This window comes from Actinoplanes sp. NPDC020271 (assembly GCF_044388125.1).
Lineage (GTDB): Bacteria > Actinomycetota > Actinomycetes > Mycobacteriales > Micromonosporaceae > Actinoplanes.
The window spans coordinates 19,012-36,068 of record NZ_JBIRWQ010000003.1 but is presented as its reverse complement, the minus strand read 5'-3'; the positions used below and the strand labels follow the sequence as shown (position 1 = coordinate 36,068).

The window sequence follows — 17,057 nt, the reverse complement described above, 5'->3', positions numbered from 1 at the left end:
ATTCTTGAGACGTAGGAAAGGCTGGCAGTGATGTTCTCCCGTAAGCGCGGAGGCGCCAAGCACGTACGCGCGGCCGACGCGCCGCCCTCCACGGCGCTCGCCCAGAGCCTGGCGGCCGACGGGGACACCCCCGCACCCGAGTTCGGCCCCTGGGACCTCAGGCACGCACCGAGCGACGTGCAGCGGCTCGACCTGGGCAGCCTGCAGATCCCGGCGATCGAGGGCGTCGAGGTCCGGGTCCAGGCGAACCCGGACGGCGGCATCGAGCAGGTCGTCCTGGTCGACGGCGAGAGCGCCCTGCAACTCGGGGTGTTCGCGGCGCCGCGGACCGAGGGCATCTGGGACGAGGTGCGTGAGGAGATCGCCTCCGCGATGGGCGCCGACGGGGTCCAGCCCCGCGAGGTGACCGGGCGGTACGGTACCGAGCTGCTCGCCCGGGTGAACACCCCGGACGGCCCGGCCGACGTGCGGTTCGTCGGGGTGGACGGCCCGCGCTGGATGGTCCGGGCGCTGTTCCAGGGCGCGGCGGCGGCCGACCCGTCCGCCGAGGGTGTGCTCGGGGTGGCGCTGGAGGGTCTGGTCGTGGTCCGCGACGACGAGCCGCGGCCGGTCCGCGAGCCGCTGCCGCTGCGACTGCCGAAGGAAATGGCCGAGCAGAACCCCGCACAGCAGGTTTGACCCCCGATCGGGTTACCGTGAACTCATGACCACCGACGAGCGCACCGGCTTTCGCCGGTTCCTTGACCGGTTGACCGCGACCGACTCCGAGCTGGATGCCCAGGAGCTGCAGCGGGACTCGGCGAAGTGCGGCGCCATGCCCGCCGGCCAGTGCCGGCGGGGCCAGGTCGTTTCGGTGTCCGGGCGACTGCGCACCGTGGCGTACACTCCTCGCACCAACCTGCCGACCTTGGAGGCCGACCTCTGGGACGGCAGTGACGTGGTCACGCTGGTCTTCCTGGGCCGCCGGTCGATCGCCGGCATCGAGCCCGGGCGCCAGCTCACCGCGCGCGGCCGGATCGCGATCCGGGACGACCGCAAGGTCATCTACAACCCGTTCTACGAGCTGGAGGCGCCGCGGTGACACCCGGCAACGAGCCGCGCCACGTGGCGCACGAATCCGTCGGGGAGCGGCTCGCCGAGGAGGTCGTCGAGGAACTCGACCTCAAGCCCGAGGACGACGAGGAGCCGCTCCCGCCGCTCAGCGAGCAGATCGCCGAGCAGTTGGGCGGGGTGCGCGGGCTGATCGAGTCGAGCATCCCGGTGCTCGCCTTCGTGCTCTTCAACGTGCTGTTCGGCGAGTCGGTGATCGGTCTGGAGAAGCGCACCGCGCTGCTCTGGGCGATCATCGGCTCGGTCGGCTCGGCGGTCGCCATCGGCGCTGTCCGGCTGGCCCGCAAGCAGCCCGTCCGGCACGCGGTGAACGGGTTGTTCGGCATCGCGCTCGGTGCCTGGCTGGCCTGGCGCAGCGGCGACGCGAAGAACTTCTACCTGCCGGGCATCCTGCTCACGTTCGGGCAGGCCGCGGTGCTGCTGGTGTCGGTGGCGTTCCGGAAGCCGCTGATCGGTTACGCCTGGGGCATCATGGCCAACAAGGGCAAACAGGACTGGTTCGGCAACGCCCGGCTGTTCCGCGCCTTCCAGTGGCTCACCCTGTTGTGGGTGGTGTCGCTGGCGGCCCGGGCCGGCCTCCAGTTCTACCTGTGGAAGCTCGGCGAGGCGAACGCGCTCGGGGTCGTCCGGATCCTGATCAGCTGGCCGATCTACGCCGCGACGTTCGCCTTCACCGCCTGGGCCATCCACCGCATCAACTCGGCCCCGAAAGAGCAGGCCGACTAGTCGGCCGCGGTGCTGCCCAGCACCACCGCACGGATCTGGTCCTCCACCTCCGCGGTGCACACGAAGATCAGCTCGTCGCCGGCCTCCAGCGGGTCGTCCGGGGTCGGCACCACCACGCGCTTGCCGCGCAGGATGGCGACCAGCGCGGCGTCCCGCGGCATCGGCACCGAGCGCAGCGGCTGCCCCTCGTAGGGCGCGTTCCGCGGCAGAGTGATCTCCACCAGGTTGGCCTCACCCTGCCGGAACGTCATCAGCCGGACCAGGTCGCCGACCGTCACCGCCTCCTCGACCAGGGCGGCCATCAGGCGCGGCTTGCTGACCGAGACGTCGACACCCCACTGGTCGGTGAAGAGCCACTCGTTCTCCGCCCGGTTCACCCGGGCCACCACCCGGCCGACCGCGAACTCGGTCTTGGCCAGCAGCGACACCACCAGGTTGGCCTTGTCGTCGCCGGTCGCCGCGACCACCACGTCGCAGGACGCGACGTCGGCCTCCTCCAGGCTGCTCAGCTCGCAGGCGTCGGCGAGGATCCACTGCGCCTCGGGCACCCGCTCCGGGCAGAGCTGGCGCGGCTGCTTCTCGATCAGCATCACCTCGTGACCGTTGCCGATCAGTTCCTGAGCGATGGAGCGGCCCACGTTGCCGGCTCCCGCGATGGCGATGCGCATGTCAGTGCCCCTCGTTCCCGGCGCGCCCGGCGATGTCCACGACCTTGTTCATGGTCTCGTCGGTGACCAGCATGAAGACCTGGTCACCGTCCTGCAGCACGGTGGACGGCTGGGCGAGCGCGCCCATCCCGAACCGCATCAGGTAGGCCACCCGGGCGCCGGTGCCGTCCTCCAGCGCCTTCACCGACCGGCCGACCCAATCGGAGTGCAGCGGCACCTCGACGATGCTGACCACGCTGGTCGGGTCGCGGAAGACCTCGTTGTGGCTCTCGGGCACCAGCAGGCGGAACATCCGGTCGGCGGCCCAGCGGATGGTGGCGATCGTCGGGATGCCGAGCCGCTCGTACACCTGGGCGCGCTTGGCGTCGTAGATGCGGGCCACCACGCGGGAGACGCCGAACGTCTCGCGGGCCAGCCGGGCCGAGATGATGTTGGAGTTGTCACCGCTGGAAACCGCGGCGAAGGCGTCCGCCCGCTCGATGCCGGCGGCCCGCAGCACGTCCCGGTCGAAGCCGATCCCGTTGACCGTGATGCCGCCGAAGTCCGAACCCAGACGCCGGAACGCGTCGGCGTTCTGATCGATCACGGCCACCTGATGGCCGCGCGCGTCGAGGTTCTGCGCCAGCGTGGAGCCGAGGCGACCACACCCCATGATGACCACGTGCACGGTTCGTGCCCTCCCCGATCGCCTGCCGTCGAAGATGAGCGTCCCATGCCGCTCTGGCGCACGGTGTCCGGGGCGGGCAACGGGCACAGACGTGCGGCCGTACCCTTGGCAACCGTGGCAAGTACCACCTCCCTAGCCAAGCGGCTGCTCCTCGGCCGGCCGTTCCGTTCGGACAAGCTGCAGCACACGCTGCTGCCGAAGCGGATCGCCCTGCCGGTGTTCGCGAGCGACGCTCTCTCCAGCGTGGCCTACGCGCCGGACGAGATCCTGCTGACCCTCTCGATCGCCGGGGCCAGCGCCTTCGCGATCTCTCCCTGGGTGACGCTCGCGGTCGCGGTGGTGATGGTGACCGTGGTCGCCAGCTACCGGCAGAACGTGCACGCCTACCCCTCCGGCGGTGGCGACTACGAGGTGGCCACCGTCAACATCGGCCCCCGGGCCGGTCTCGGCGTGGCCAGCGCGCTGCTCGTCGACTACATCCTCACGGTCGCGGTGTCGATCTCGTCGGGGGTCAGCAACCTCGCCTCGGTGCTCCCGTGGGACTCGATCGGCACCCACAAGGTGGAGATCGCGGTCGGGGCGGTGCTGCTGCTGACCGCGCTCAACCTGCGCGGGCTGCGCGAGTCGGGGACCGCGTTCGCCGTGCCGACGTACCTTTTCATCTTCGTCATGGTCGGGATGATCCTGACCGGGCTGTTCCGGGTCTTCGTGCTCGGCAACGATCTGCGGGCGCCCAGCGCCGGGCTGACGATCACGGCCGAGGAGAGCCACCTCACCAGCTTCGCCTTCGTGTTCCTGCTGTTGCGGACGTTCTCCTCCGGCTGCGCGGCGCTGACCGGGGTCGAGGCCATCTCCAACGGCGTGCCCGCGTTCAAGCCGCCGAAGAGCAAGAACGCGGCGACCACGCTGCTGCTGCTCGGCGGTATCGCGATCGTCATGCTGTTCGGCATCGTCTCGCTGGCCCGGCTCACCCACCTGCAGTACGTCGAGGACCCGGCCACGCAGATCATCTCCGGCCCCGCGGCGTACGAGCAGAAGACCGTGACCGCCCAGCTCGCCGAGACCGTCTTCGGCCACGGCTCGTGGCTGGTCGTGCTGGTCGGCGGGATCACCGCGCTGATCCTGTTCCTGGCCGCGAACACCGCGTTCAACGGATTCCCGGTGCTCGGCTCGATCCTCGCGCAGGACCGTTACCTGCCGCGCCAGTTCCACACCCGCGGCGACCGGCTGGCGTTCAGCAACGGCATCGTCTTCCTGGCCGGCGCCGCGATCGTGCTGATCGTCGCGTTCCAGGCCGAGACGACCCGGCTGATCCAGCTCTACATCGTGGGCGTCTTCGTGTCGTTCACCCTGTCGCAGGGCGGCATGATCCGGCACTGGAACCGGCTCCTCAAGATCCAGCGGGATCCGGAACGCCGGCGCCGGATGATCCGTTCGCGGGTCATCAACGCGTTCGGCATGGGTCTGACCGGCGCGGTCCTGATCGTCGTGCTGATCACCAAGTTCCTGCTCGGCGCGTGGATCGCGATCGCCGCGATGATCGTGATCTACGGCCTGATGCTCGCCATCCACAAGCACTACACCCGGGTCTCCGAGGAACTGCTGCCGACCGAGGAACGTCCGGTGCTGCCGTCCCGCAACCACGCGGTGATCCTGGTCAGCAAGGTGCACCAGCCGACGCTGCGGGCCGTGGCCTACGCCCAGGCGACCCGGCCGGACACGATCACCGCGGTCACCGTGAACGTCGACGACAAGGACACCCGCGCGATCCAGGGCGAGTGGGAGCGGCGCGAACTACCGGTGCCGCTGACCGTCATCGACTCGCCGTACCGGGAGATCAGCAAGCCGATCATCGACTACGTCAAGAGCGTGCGCCGGGCCTCGCCGCGTGACGTGGTGACGGTCTTCGTCCCGGAGTACGTGGTGGGTCGCTGGTGGGAGAATCTGCTGCACAACCAGAGCGCGCTGCGGATCAAGGGGCGACTGCTCTTCGAGCCCGGGGTGATGGTCACCAGCGTGCCGTGGCAGCTGCGGTCCAGTCAGGACCGGGACCTCGACCGGCTGGACCGGGGACTGAGCCGGGCGCCGGCTCGGGGGCCGCGGTTCCACCCGGTCGAGGCGAGGACCGCTCCTGATCAGAATGGTGACGAGGATTCGTGACATCCGCTGATTTCTCCCCTTCGGGGGGTCACACCGACGCGCGCGGGGCCGGCACTGACGAGCGCGGGGCCGGCACTGACGAGCGCGGGGCCGGCGCTGACGAGCGCGGGGCCGACTCGGATGCGGCTGCCACGGTCGCCGGCTCCGCCGTACCCAAGCAGGCTTTTGATCCGGAAATTCCGGCCGGCTCCCCGGCGGAGGATCTCGTCGAGGGCGACCGGATCGAGCTGACCGTCGGCGCGCCCGCGCACGGCGGCCACTGCGTCGCCCGGTTCGGCGGCCCGCACGGCCGGGTCGTCTTCGTGCGGCACGCGGTGCCCGGCGAACGCGTCACCGCGGAGATCACCGAGCGGCACCGCGGCTACCTGCGGGCCGACGCGATCGAGATCCACGAGGCCTCGCCGGACCGGGTCGAGGCGCCCTGCCGCTACGCCCATCCGGGCGGCTGCGGTGGCTGCGACCTGCAACACGTCCACGCCGACGCGCAGTTGCGGTGGAAGACGCAGGTGGTCCGGGAACAGCTCGCCCGGCTGGCCGGGCTCACCCCCGAAGATCAGGACAAGATTTTCGTACGCGTCGAGCCCCTCCCCGGCGGCCTCCTGAACTGGCGGACCCGGGTGCGGTACGCCGTCGACGCGCTCGGCCGCCCCGGCCTGCTCCAGCACCGGTCGCACCAGGTCGTCCCGATCGATCGATGCCTGATCGCCCACCCCGCCGTCCAGGAGCTCGACCTGCTGTCGCGGACCTGGCCGGAGTCGGCGGCCCTCCAGGCCGTCGCCTCCGGGAACGGTGACGTGGCCGCGTTCGAGCGCCCGGCCGGGACGTCGGGCTCGGCCGGCGGCGATCCCACCGACGAGCCGGGCGGGGGCAAGCTCGTTGCGCTCTCCGGCCCGGCCCGGCTCACCGAGGTGGTCGGCGACCGCCGGTGGGAGACGTCACCGGAAAGCTTCTGGCAGGTGCACCCGGAGGCCGCGGCCACGCTGACCGCCGCGGTGCTGGAGATGCTGCGGCCGGCCGAGGGCGAGGTCTCGTGGGATCTCTACGGCGGGGCGGGCCTGTTCGCGGCCGCTGTCGCCGAGATCACCGGCGCGCGGACGACGATCGTCGAGTCCTCGCCGCTCGGGGTCGCCGCGGCCCGGGCCAATCTGGCCGACCTGCCGCACGTCGAAGTGGTGCAGGCCGCGGTCGAGACCGCGCTGAGCCGCCGCCGGATCACCGCGCCGGTCGATCTGATCGTGCTCGACCCGCCCCGGGCCGGGGCCGGCGCCCGCGTGGTCCGCGGCATCGTGGCGGCGTCGCCGCGGGCGGTGGCCTACGTGGCGTGCGACCCGGCGGCGCTGGCGCGGGACGTGAAGACGTTCCGGTCGCTGGGGTGGGAGCTGGCGCAGTTGCGGGCGTTCGACTGCTTCCCGATGACGCAGCACGTGGAGTGCGTGGCACTGCTGCTTCCGGCATAGCCGCTTTCGTGATTCGACCGCGCCTCGCACTCGGCCGAATCGCGAAACCGGGCCTGGGTTCTGCCCTGCGGTTCATGCGGAGCTGCGGCGTGGCCCAGCCGGCGCTCGGCGACGTCCGGGCAGAGGTCGCGTACCGGTGTTGTATGGGGCCGGCCACCACCGGGACCTCGCCTCGCTCCCACGTGATCCGCGAGTCAGAACCCAGCGGCGTTCGCGGTGCTCCGCGGCGACCTTCATGAAGTGGTCGAGGGCATCCCGCGTACGGATCAAGTCCTCGATGTGCATCGAGACGCCGCGCCTGGCCCGGTGCACTGATCATGAACCCGGTGCTGCCGATGGGGCCGGAGCAGACCGGGCTGAGCGAGGCCCAGGAGTGGCTCGGGCTCGGGGCCGACCTGATCAGTTTCGGACGGGCGTACATCGCGAACCCGGACCTGGTGGAGGGCTGCGCCTCGGGGCACCGCTGGCCCCGGTCGACGAGGCGACGTGCTACCAGGGCGGCGACGCGGGTTATCTCACCCGTCCCACCTACCGGCACGCCGCCTGACGGGGCTCGCGCGGCTGACACCGCACGAGCCGTCACCCGCTCAGGGGTTGGCGCGCTCCGCCGCGACCACCGCGTTCCGGAACAGCATCGCCACCGTCGTCGGACCGACCCCGCCGACCCGTGGCGTGATCGCCCCGGCGACCGAGGCGCACGACTCGTCCACGTCCGGCAGCAGGCGGCGGCCCTCGTAGCGGACCCCCGCGCCGATGACCGTGGCGCCCGGCTTCACGTGCTCCGGCTGGATGATGCCGGGCACGCCGGCCGCCGCGATCAGGATCTCGGCCCGAGACGTGTACCGCGGCCAGTCCTTCACCCCGGTGTGCACGACGGTCACGGCCGCGTTCGCGGTCGGCCGTTTCTGCGCCAGCAGCATCGCGAGTGGCCGGCCCAGCGTGGCCCCGCGACCGAGAATGACCACCTCTCGGCCGGAGATCTCGATGCCGTGGTGGGCGAGGAGCGCCTCGATGCCGGCCGGGGTGCAGGGCAGCGGGCCGGGCAGCCCGACGGCGAGGCGACCCATGTTGAGCGGGTGCATCCCGTCGACATCCTTGTCCGGGTCGAGGGTCTGCAGCGCCGCGTCGTAGTCCAGGTGGGCCGGGATCGGGTACTGAATGAGGACGCCGTGCACGTTCCGGTCGTCGTTGAAGCCGGCGATCACCTTCAACAGGTCGGCCTGGGTGACGGTGCCGCTCAGGTGCTCGTGCGGCGACTCGAAGCCCAGCTCGGCGGCCTGCTTCTGCTTGATCCGGATATATCCGGCGCTGGCGTCGTCGTCCCCGACCAGGATCGTGGCCAGGCTCGGCTGCACACCCCGGGCCTTCAGCTTGGCGACCCGCTCGCGGACGTCGGCCAGAACGGCCTCGGCGACAGGCGCGCCGGGCAGGAGGCGGGCGGTGTTCTCGCTGGTCATATCTTTGCTCCTCGGCCGGGAGCCCAGGCGGTCGACTCCCGTGAACGAGCTCCCCGATGGTTCGACCATCCCCGAGCCGCCAGTCGCTGCTTGCCCTCCAGGATGCCCGACGCGACCGGCCGCCGAGGCATCGGGGTCAGGACCCATCAAGATCAAATTCAAGAGCCTGATGTCCTGCGTCCGCTGTGGCCGAGGTCCGCCGCTCCCGCGGGGACCCTTGCGGGTTTCGCAGGGCCGTGGCCGGCCCGGAACGCGAAACCCACAAGGGCGGCCTCCGTGGGTGGTCCCGCTCCACCCGAGAACCCGTCCACCGCCCCGCTCCCGTCGCGGCCGCCCCGGCGAGCCGCCCGGCGGCCGGCGCCACGTCGGGCCTCGCACGTCGCCCGGCGCGGGGAGCGGTCGCTCCTGGCCGGGAGGGTCGGTCGGCTACGCGGCGCGGGGGAGTAGGCCGGCCCTGAGTCAGGAGGGCTCGGTGGGCCTCGGGATCGGGCCGAAGGACGTGGCCGGCGTTCCTGCCCCCGCAGGGGTGGCCGGTTCGGTGGGGTGGGCGCCGTGGGGGTCGTCGTCGAAACTGGACTCGTCGAACGGGGCCCGGCCGGAGAGCACCCGCTCCGCCTGTTCCCGGTCGATCTCCCGGGTCCACGTGCCGACCAGGACGGTCGCGACCGCGTTCCCGGCGAAGTTGGTCAGGGCCCGAGCCTCGGACATCAGCCGGTCGATGCCGACGATCAGGCCGACGCCGGGGACCAGGTCGGGCCGGTGGCTCTGCAGGCCGCCGGCGAGCGTGGCCAGCCCGGCGCCGGTGACGCCGGCCGCGCCCTTGGACGCCACGATCATGAAGAGCAGCAGCCCGATCTGCTGGCCGACGGAGAGCGGCTGGTCCAGCGCGTCGGCGATGAACAGTGACGCCATGGTCAGGTAGATCGCGGTGCCGTCCAGGTTGAACGAGTACCCGGTGGGGACGACGATGCCGACGACCGGCCGGCGCACGCCGAGGTGGCCCATCTTGGCGATCAGCCGGGGCAGCGCCGACTCGGACGACGAGGTGGACAGGATCAGCAGGAACTCGCGGGCCAGGTACCGCAGCAGCCGGAAGATCGACACCCCGGCGGCCAGGCGGAGCAGCAGCCCGAGCACCACGAACACGAAGATCGCACAGGTGAGGTAGAACCCGACCATGATCGCGGCGAGGCTCTTGAGCGCGTCGAAGCCGGTCGCGCCGACCAGTGCGGCCATCGCCCCGAACGCGCCGACCGGGGCCAGCCACATGATCATCGCGAGGATCTTGAAGACCACCCGCTGGGCCAGTGCGACCGCGGCGATCACCGGCTCGCCGCGGTCGCCCAGCGACTGCACGGCGAAACCGACCAGCAGCGCCACCAGCAGCGTCTGCAGCACCTGCGTGCTGGTCAGCGCGGAGATCAGCGTGTCCGGGATGATCCCGAGCACGAAGTCGACGCCGCCCTCGGCGGTCTTGCTGACCTGGGCCGTGCCGGTCTTGGCCAGTTCCTGGCTCAGGTGCAGCCCGGAGCCGGGGTGCAGGATGTTGCCGACCACCAGCCCGATCGCCAGCGCCACGGTCGACATGATCAGGAAGTAGCCGAGCGCCAGGCCGCCGACCCGGCCGACCTGGGCGGCGCGCCGGATCGAGCCGACGCCGAGCACGAGAGTGCAGAAGATCACCGGGGCGATCATCATCCGGATCAGGTTCACGAATCCGGTGCCGAGCGGCTTCAGTTCGACCGCGAAGTCCGGGAAGGCGAAGCCGACGGCGATCCCGAGGGCCATCGCGACGAGCACGGCGAGGTAGAGGAAGTGGCTACGGTCCCGGCGCCGCGGGGCCTCGGCATCGACAGACATGCATCGACGTTACCCTTGGTGGTGACCTGAATCACAGGACAATCGCCGACCTCCCCCGGTCGGGGAATGTGGAGGTGCTGTGGAGGATCGCGGCCTGACCGTTCGCTCCAGGCGCGGTCGCGCGTCACCCCGATAGACTCGTGCCTCATGAGCGACTCCCCCTCGACCCCGGCCGGCCTGCTGACGACCATCACCACCCCGGGTGATCTGAAGCGACTGACCGCGGAGCAGCTGACCCTGCTCGCGGCCGAGATCCGTGACTTCCTGGTGACCAAGGTGTCGAAGACCGGCGGCCACCTCGGCCCCAACCTGGGGGTCGTCGAGATGACCCTCGCCCTGCACCGGGTCTTCGACTCACCACGCGACAAGATCCTCTTCGACACCGGCCACCAGGCGTATGTGCACAAGATCGTCACCGGCCGCCAGGAGGGCTTCGACCTGCTGCGCCGGCGCGGTGGCCTGACCGGTTACCCGAGCCAGGCCGAGAGTGAGCACGACCTCATCGAGAACTCGCACGCCTCCACCGCCCTCTCCTACGCCGACGGCCTGGCCAAGGCGTTCACCCTGCGTGGTGAGGATCGGCACGTGGTGGCCGTGGTCGGTGACGGCGCGCTGACCGGTGGGATGTGCTGGGAGGCGCTCAACAACATCGCCGCCACGAAGAACAAGCTGGTCATCGTGGTCAACGACAACGGCCGGTCCTACGCGCCGACGATCGGCGGCCTGGCCGACCACCTCTCCACGCTGCGGCTCAACCCGGGCTACGAGAAGGTGCTCGACCTGGTGAAGGACGCGCTGGGCCAGACCCCGGTGGTCGGCAAGCCGGTCTTCGAGGTGTTGCACGCGGTCAAGCGCGGCATCAAGGACGCGGTCAGCCCGCAGCCGATGTTCGAGGATCTCGGCCTGAAGTACATCGGGCCGGTCGACGGCCACGACCAGCAGGCGATGGAGTCCGCGCTGCGCCGGGCGAAGGGCTTCAACGCGCCGGTCATCGTGCACGCGGTCACCCGCAAGGGCTACGGCTACCGTCCGGCCGAGCAGGACGAGGCGGATTGTCTGCACGGCCCGGGCAGCGCCTTCGACGTGGAGACCGGCAAGCTGCTGGCCGCGCCGTCGCTGAAGTGGACCAAGGTCTTCGCCGACGAGCTGGTCAGCATCGCCGACGAGCGCCCCGACGTGGTGGGCATCACGGCCGCGATGGCCGAGCCGACCGGCATCGCCGCTCTCGCGAAGAAGTATCCCGAGCGGACGTACGACGTGGGCATCGCCGAGCAGCACGCCGCGACCAGCGCCGCCGGCCTGGCGATGGGCGGCCTGCACCCGGTCGTCGCCGTCTACGCCACGTTCCTGAACCGCGCTTTCGACCAGGTCCTGCTGGACGTGGCGATGCACAAGCTGCCGGTCACGTTCGTGCTGGACCGGGCCGGCATCACCGGTCCGGACGGCCCGAGCCACTACGGCATCTGGGACATGAGCGTCTTCGGCGCCGTCCCCGGCCTGCGGATCGCCGCGCCGCGAGATGAGGCCACCCTGCGCGAGGAGCTGCGTGAGGCGATCGCGGTCGGCGACGGCCCGACGATCCTGCGCTTCCCGAGCGGCGCGGTGGCCCCGGACACTCCGGCCGTGCGCCGGGTCGGCCCGGTCGACGTGCTGCGTGAGGGTGAGAAGAAGGACATTCTGCTGGTCGCGGTCGGCTCGTTCGCCGGTCTGGGCCTGGAGACGGCCGAGCGGCTGGCCGAGCAGGGTTACGGCGTGACCGTCGCCGACCCGCGCTGGGTCCGCCCGGTCCCGGCCGAGCTGACCGCCCTCGCCGCCGAGCACCGCCTGGTGGTGACGGTCGAGGACGGCATCCGCGCCGGTGGGGTCGGTGACGCGGTGGCCGCCGCGCTGCGCGACGCCGGGGTGCACGTGCCGCTGCGCGACTTCGGGGTGCCGGCCGGCTTCCACCCGCACGGCACCCGCGCCGAGATCCTCACCTCGCTCGGCCTGACCGCGCAGGACATCGCGCGCGACGTGACCGAGTGGGTGTCCCGCCTGGACGCCGGCGACGCCGTGGAGGAGCAGCCGGCACTCTGACCCGAGCGTTCTGTCCGGGCGCCGGCGCGGCTGCGGAAGCAGCCGACGATCTGAACTGAGCGTTCTGAACTGAGCGTTCTGTCCGGACGCCGGCGCCGCGGTGGGGAAGCAGCCGCCAATCTGACCCGAGCGTTTCCGTTATTCAACCGTTAAATTTGGTGGATGGGTGCGGAAGCGTTCGCCGAGCCCGTCGTCATCGACCTCGGGAGCGGTCACGGTGCGCTGGAGGGCGGTTATGACCGCTCCTGGCGGTCCACCGTGCCGCGTTGGTTCACGCCGGTGCTGCTCGCCGTCCTGCTGTTGATCAGCTCGTCGGCGTCGGCGGCTCCGGTGCGTCCGCCGTTCACCTCGCTCCTGCGGATCCCGCTCGGTCCGGCCGATCCGTACCTGATCACCGCGACCGGGCGGCTGCTGACCCAGACCAACGGCCAGATCACCGCGTACGACCTGGGCAGTGGGGCCCTGCGCTGGCAGGCCGGCCGGTCCACCCCGGTCTACCGGCTGCGCACCGGCCACGGCCTGGTGCTGATGCAGCCGTGGACGACGAGCGGCGCCGCGGACGGCACCACCGCGATCTCGACGGCGACCGGCGCCCGGGTGTGGGACAACCCGCGCAGCGTGATCACGATCGCCGGCAGCGACGTTCTGCTCGCCGTGACGGGGACGCGCAGCCTCTCCGGCACGAACCGCCGGGTCCAGGGCCTGATCGAGGTGCTCGACCCGGCGAACGGGGTGCCCCGCTGGCAGGTCCGGGTGCCGTCGACCGCGGTGGTGCTGGGTGTGCCCGGGCCGGCCGGCAATGGCGCGCGGATGCTGATGGTCCGCGACGACCGGACCGCCCGCCTCTTCGACCTGACCGACGGGCGCGAGATGAACGTCCGGGATCTGCCGGCCGCCAACTACGGCCCGGAGAACCCGGTGGTGAGCGGCGGGGTGGTGCTGCTGCGGCATCCGGGGCCGTCCGGCATGGAGGTCTCCGCCTACGACCCGGCCACCCTTCGTGAGTTGTGGACCAAGCCCGCCGACGGCACGTTCGAGGTCCGTCCCTGTGGCGTGCTCGCCTGCTTCCTCGGGCAGGACGGCGTGCACGCGGTCGAGCCGGCGACCGGGGACCTGCGCTGGCAACGCCCGGGCTGGCAGTCCGTCACCGAGCGCGGCTCGGCGCTGCTGGCCTACCCGGACACCGACATCAGCCGGCCGGTCGGCCTGGTCGACAGCGCCACCGGCCGGGTGCTGGTCGGGCTGCGCGGGTGGCTCCCGCTGGCCGGGGCGAACAGTTCCGGCGAGCTGCTGGTCACCCGGGAGGTGCCGCCCGGCGCGCGTACCATGGTCGCCGTCGCCGACCAGGAGTCCGGCCGGCTGCGCCCGATCGCCGTGCTGCCCGCCGGCACCGGGGACTGCGAGGCCGCGCCGGGGCGGCTGGTCTGCCGGTCGACGACCGGTGAGCTGGTGGTGTGGGCCTACGACGAGGCGGCGGGCGTGGGCTGACCGCGTACCGGGAAGGGTGTCGTGTGACGTTGATCGAGCTGGACCGCGACGCCTCGCTCGACCCGCCGCCGGCCTCGCGTCCCCCGATCTCCGCCTACCGTCGCACCGGTCTGGGGCTCGCCCTGGTCCTGCTCGCGGTCCTCGGCGGCGCGGCGCCCGAGGCCGGCATCCGCTGGCACTACCTCGGCGCGATCAGCTCCACCCTCAGCGCGGACACGCCGGTCGAGCTGGCCGGCGGGCAGATCTACACGGTCGACACCGGCGGGACGGAACCGGCCGTCACCGCGTGGAGCCCGGAGTCGCCGCCGGCCCGGCTGTGGACGACCCGGCTGCCGGTCGGCACGCAGAACGGGGTGGTCCCGGCCGCGTCGGTGACGATCCGGCGTGCCGGTGACGTGACGCTGCTGACCGCCGGGGTCGCGACCACCGCGGTCGACGCGGCCACCGGGCAGGTCCGCTGGTCCTCGCCGATCGCGGTGACGGTGCTGCCGGGCAGCGGCATCGGCGTCAGCGTCGACCGGGTGTTCCGCCCCGGCACGGTCTACGACCAGGAGTCCGGCGACCCGGGCCCGCTCTACTTCTCGGCCACCGGCGAGCCGCACACCGAGCCGCCGCTGCGCACCGACGTCCGCGGGCTGGACCTGAGCGACGGGCGGACGCTGTGGACCGTCGCCCCGGGCGGTTCGGTCACCGTCGACCAGGTGCCCGGCGACGACCCGGCCGTGCTGATCACCTCCTCCGCGCGGCTCACCCTGGTCGGTGGCGACACCGGGAGACCGCTGCGGGAGGTGGAGCTGCCGCAGTTCGACGGGCACGGCCCGGCCAGCGGTTCGCTGCTCGGCGGCGTCGCGCTGATCAGCTACCAGAACCCGGGCCGGCAGGTCGCCTTCGACGCCCGCACGCTGCGGCAGCTGTGGTCGCGCACCGTGCCGGAGCTGGTCGCCGACCCGGTCGACTGCCAGGGCGTGCTCTGCGACGGCGAGCACGGTGACCTGCGGGTGCTCGACCCGGGCACCGGGAAGGCCCGCTGGCGTGTCCAGGAGGACGTCGACCTGGCCGTCCGGGCCGGGTATGTGCTGGAGACCGACGCGGCGTCCGGCGAGCCGGTGCGGCTGACCGACCCGCACACCGGGGCGACCCGGGTCGATCTGAGCGGCTGGACCCAGGGCGTGGCCGGGGCGGCCGACGAGCCGCTGGTGCTGCGCCGCCGGGACAAGGGCGGCCAGGCGTTCGCGGCGGTGGTGCCCGGGCACGCCGAGATCCACCGGCTCGGCGTGGTCGCCACCGGGTTGGGGGACTGCGAGTCGGACGGTCGGTACCTGGTTTGCCGGTCGTCCGGCGGGCTACGCATCTGGGCGTACCGCATCTAATTTGTTGGTTGTGTCAGAGGGATTGATAGACCTCGGTGTGGTGCCCGGCGAGCCGGTGGCGGTCCCGCCGCCTCCGCGGCGTCATCGCCGGCTCCCGTTCGCGCTCGTCGCGGTGGCGCTGCCGGCGCTGCTCGGCGGGGCGGTGCCGGTGCCGCGGCCGGCGCCGCCGGTGACCGTGCCGGCCTCGATCGACAGCCGGGTGCTGGTCCGGGAGAACCGGCTCTTCGTCGTCGACGCCGGGCGACCGGTCGGTGACCCGGAGAAACAGCGGCTCATCCGGGCCTACTCGCTCCCGGACGTGCGGCCGCTGTTCCAGCAGGCGGTGACCGTCACCGGGGAGATCATCGACGTCCGGCCGGTCTCGGACACGCTGATGCTGGTCGAGCAGCGCAGCTTCACCGGCGCCGCGCGGAGCATCATCGCGATCCGGCCCGGCACCGCCGAGCCGCTCTGGCGGCAGGACGGGGTCCTGGTCGGGGTCGCGCCCGGCGGGCCGGCGGTGTTCGGCTCGGACGGCTACATCGGGGACGACGTGAACACGCCGGTCGAGTGGAGCGGGGTGGACCTGACGACCGGTGCGACCCGGTGGACCGTCCGGAAGGCGTCCGGCGAGCGGGCGACCCCGGACACCTGGAACGGCGACCCGCGGCGGCTGTTCCTGCTCCGGGCCGGGCGGTTGACCGCGTACGACACCCGCGACGGCGCCGTGGTGACCGAGGTGGCGCTGCCCGGGGAGTTGCCGGTCACGTCCGCGCTGTGGCCGCTCGACCGACGGCTCCTGGTGAGCAGCGACGCGACCGGCGCGACGATCTACGACACCGCTTCCGGGCTGGTCCCGTCGGTGCACACCGCCACGAGTCTCAGCGGCTACCTGAGCGCCTACGACTGCGGGGAGCTGATCTGCGCGTACGCCCTGGGCGGTGGCCTGACCGGGCTGGACACCCGGACGCTGACGAAGGTCTGGGCGGTGGAGAACGCGGCCTACTCGATGTGGGTCGCCGGTTACGTGTTCGCGTTCGATCCGGGCGCCACCCGTCCCCGGCTGCGCCGTTCCGACCCGGTGACCGGCCGTGCCGCCGGCCAGATCGACGGCTGGCAGCTGGCCGCCGGGGACCCGGGGACGCTCCTCGTCCGGCACAAGGACGGCGACCGGGTCTGGTTCGGCGCGCTGGATCCGGTCCGGATGCGGGTCCGCCCGCTCGTGGCGGCCGAGGGCATCACCGACGAGTGCCTGGCCGAGCGCGAATCCCTGGTCTGCCGCAAGATCGACGCCGGCGTCGGGGTTTGGCGGCTTCGGTAGCCTTCAGCTACGGCCGCCGGGGCCGGGCGGTGGTACGGAGGTCTGCGATGCGCGTGCTGGTGGTGGAGGACGAGCGGACGATGGCCGACGCGATCGCCCGGGGGCTGCGTCGGCACGGGATGGCGGTCGACGTGGCGTACGACGGCCTCGAAGGTCATGAGATGGCCTACGTCACGCGGTACGACGTGGTCGTGCTCGACCGTGACCTGCCCGGCATGCACGGCGACGAGATCTGCGCCGCGCTGGTCGACTCCGGCGCACTGACCCGGGTCCTGATGCTGACCGCCAGCGCCTCGGTCGCCGACCGGGTCGAGGGCCTGCAGCTGGGCGCCGACGACTACCTGCCGAAACCGTTCGCCTTCGACGAGCTGGTGGCCCGCGTGCAGGCGCTGGGCCGGCGCGCCACCCCGCCCGCCCCGCCGGTCTTCAGCGTCGGGAACCTGGTGCTCGACCCGGGCCGCCGCGCGGTGACCCGCGGCGAGTCACCGGTCGACCTGACGAACAAGGAGTTCGGCGTCCTGGAGGTGCTGCTGAAGGCGAGCGGCGCGGTGGTGTCGAGCGAGGAACTGCTGGAGCGCGTCTGGGACGCGAACACCGACCCGTTCACCACCACGGTCCGGGTGACCGTGATGACCCTGCGGAAGAAGCTCGGGGATCCGCCGCTGATCGAGACGGTCGTCGGCGCGGGCTACCGGGTCGTGGAGAGTTGACCGTCTAC

Annotated in this window: 14 protein-coding genes; 10 read left to right on the top strand and 4 right to left on the bottom strand. The window is 72.0% G+C overall.

What is annotated here, in order from left to right; all coding sequences use genetic code 11:
- Positions 1 to 30 precede the first annotated feature (30 nt).
- Genes ACH442_RS07520 through ACH442_RS07510 form a run of 3 tightly spaced genes read left to right on the top strand, consistent with a single transcriptional unit; the run spans position 31 to position 1,836 of the window.
- Complete coding sequence (locus ACH442_RS07520) at positions 31 to 678, top strand: DUF3710 domain-containing protein (protein WP_396337117.1); 648 nt, start codon at positions 31 to 33, stop codon at positions 676 to 678.
- A 25-nt stretch (positions 679 to 703) separates the two neighbouring features.
- Complete coding sequence (locus ACH442_RS07515) at positions 704 to 1,081, top strand: OB-fold nucleic acid binding domain-containing protein (RefSeq protein WP_396337116.1); 378 nt, start codon at positions 704 to 706, stop codon at positions 1,079 to 1,081.
- Entirely contained in the window at positions 1,078 to 1,836 is a 759-nt protein-coding gene (locus ACH442_RS07510; protein WP_396337115.1) for a DUF3159 domain-containing protein, read from the top strand. The genes ACH442_RS07515 and ACH442_RS07510 overlap by 4 nt, the downstream gene beginning before the upstream one ends.
- Here ACH442_RS07510 and ACH442_RS07505 read toward each other — a convergent pair.
- Positions 1,833 to 2,504, bottom strand: a complete 672-nt coding sequence (locus tag ACH442_RS07505; RefSeq protein ID WP_396337114.1) for a potassium channel family protein — start codon at positions 2,502 to 2,504, stop codon at positions 1,833 to 1,835. The genes ACH442_RS07510 and ACH442_RS07505 overlap by 4 nt on opposite strands.
- A 1-nt stretch (position 2,505) precedes the next feature.
- On the bottom strand, positions 2,506 to 3,171 hold the full coding sequence (locus ACH442_RS07500) for a potassium channel family protein (protein WP_396337113.1): 666 nt from the start codon (positions 3,169 to 3,171) through the stop codon (positions 2,506 to 2,508).
- Between the two features lie 114 nt (positions 3,172 to 3,285).
- Here ACH442_RS07500 and ACH442_RS07495 point away from each other — a divergent pair, with 114 nt between their 5' ends.
- Both ACH442_RS07495 and ACH442_RS07490 read left to right on the top strand, forming a co-directional pair.
- Positions 3,286 to 5,331 (top strand): APC family permease, encoded by a 2,046-nt coding sequence (locus ACH442_RS07495; protein ID WP_396337112.1) that lies wholly within the window; start codon positions 3,286 to 3,288, stop codon positions 5,329 to 5,331.
- A gap of 176 nt (positions 5,332 to 5,507) precedes the next feature.
- Entirely contained in the window at positions 5,508 to 6,788 is a 1,281-nt protein-coding gene (locus ACH442_RS07490) for a class I SAM-dependent RNA methyltransferase (RefSeq protein WP_396337588.1), read from the top strand.
- Between the two features lie 587 nt (positions 6,789 to 7,375).
- Here ACH442_RS07490 and ACH442_RS07485 read toward each other — a convergent pair.
- Both ACH442_RS07485 and ACH442_RS07480 read right to left on the bottom strand, forming a co-directional pair.
- On the bottom strand, positions 7,376 to 8,245 hold the full coding sequence (locus ACH442_RS07485) for a bifunctional 5,10-methylenetetrahydrofolate dehydrogenase/5,10-methenyltetrahydrofolate cyclohydrolase (protein WP_396337111.1): 870 nt from the start codon (positions 8,243 to 8,245) through the stop codon (positions 7,376 to 7,378).
- Between the two features lie 459 nt (positions 8,246 to 8,704).
- The gene (locus ACH442_RS07480; RefSeq protein WP_396337110.1) at positions 8,705 to 10,105 is read right to left on the bottom strand and encodes a cation:dicarboxylate symporter family transporter; all 1,401 of its coding nucleotides are present in this window, start codon (positions 10,103 to 10,105) and stop codon (positions 8,705 to 8,707) included.
- Positions 10,106 to 10,252: 147 nt separating this feature from the next.
- On the opposite strand from ACH442_RS07480, the gene dxs reads away from it, so the two are divergent.
- The 5 genes from dxs (at position 10,253) to ACH442_RS07455 (ending at position 17,049) form a co-directional block, all read left to right on the top strand.
- A complete protein-coding gene (gene dxs / locus ACH442_RS07475; RefSeq protein WP_396337109.1) occupies positions 10,253 to 12,181 on the top strand; it encodes a 1-deoxy-D-xylulose-5-phosphate synthase in 1,929 nt (642 codons plus the stop codon).
- A gap of 162 nt (positions 12,182 to 12,343) precedes the next feature.
- Entirely contained in the window at positions 12,344 to 13,669 is a 1,326-nt protein-coding gene (locus tag ACH442_RS07470; RefSeq protein WP_396337108.1) for a PQQ-binding-like beta-propeller repeat protein, read from the top strand.
- A 23-nt stretch (positions 13,670 to 13,692) separates the two neighbouring features.
- Positions 13,693 to 15,039, top strand: a complete 1,347-nt coding sequence (locus ACH442_RS07465; protein WP_396337107.1) for a PQQ-binding-like beta-propeller repeat protein — start codon at positions 13,693 to 13,695, stop codon at positions 15,037 to 15,039.
- A 10-nt stretch (positions 15,040 to 15,049) separates the two neighbouring features.
- Positions 15,050 to 16,339 (top strand): hypothetical protein, encoded by a 1,290-nt coding sequence (locus ACH442_RS07460; RefSeq protein WP_396337106.1) that lies wholly within the window; start codon positions 15,050 to 15,052, stop codon positions 16,337 to 16,339.
- A gap of 47 nt (positions 16,340 to 16,386) precedes the next feature.
- The gene (locus tag ACH442_RS07455; RefSeq protein WP_396337105.1) at positions 16,387 to 17,049 is read left to right on the top strand and encodes a response regulator transcription factor; all 663 of its coding nucleotides are present in this window, start codon (positions 16,387 to 16,389) and stop codon (positions 17,047 to 17,049) included.
- Positions 17,050 to 17,057 lie beyond the last annotated feature (8 nt).

Bases quoted from the DNA above. Each gene is read 5' to 3' on its own strand.
- ACH442_RS07505 (WP_396337114.1), bottom strand. From the start codon at position 2,504: ATGCGCATCGCCATCGCGGGAGCCGGCAACGTGGGCCGCTCCATCGCT.
- ACH442_RS07520 (WP_396337117.1), top strand. From the start codon at position 31: ATGTTCTCCCGTAAGCGCGGAGGCGCCAAGCACGTACGCGCGGCCGAC.
- ACH442_RS07455 (WP_396337105.1), top strand. From the start codon at position 16,387: ATGCGCGTGCTGGTGGTGGAGGACGAGCGGACGATGGCCGACGCGATC.
- ACH442_RS07515 (WP_396337116.1), top strand. From the start codon at position 704: ATGACCACCGACGAGCGCACCGGCTTTCGCCGGTTCCTTGACCGGTTG.
- dxs (WP_396337109.1), top strand. From the start codon at position 10,253: ATGAGCGACTCCCCCTCGACCCCGGCCGGCCTGCTGACGACCATCACC.
- ACH442_RS07470 (WP_396337108.1), top strand. From the start codon at position 12,344: ATGGGTGCGGAAGCGTTCGCCGAGCCCGTCGTCATCGACCTCGGGAGC.
- ACH442_RS07480 (WP_396337110.1), bottom strand. From the start codon at position 10,105: ATGTCTGTCGATGCCGAGGCCCCGCGGCGCCGGGACCGTAGCCACTTC.
- ACH442_RS07485 (WP_396337111.1), bottom strand. From the start codon at position 8,245: ATGACCAGCGAGAACACCGCCCGCCTCCTGCCCGGCGCGCCTGTCGCC.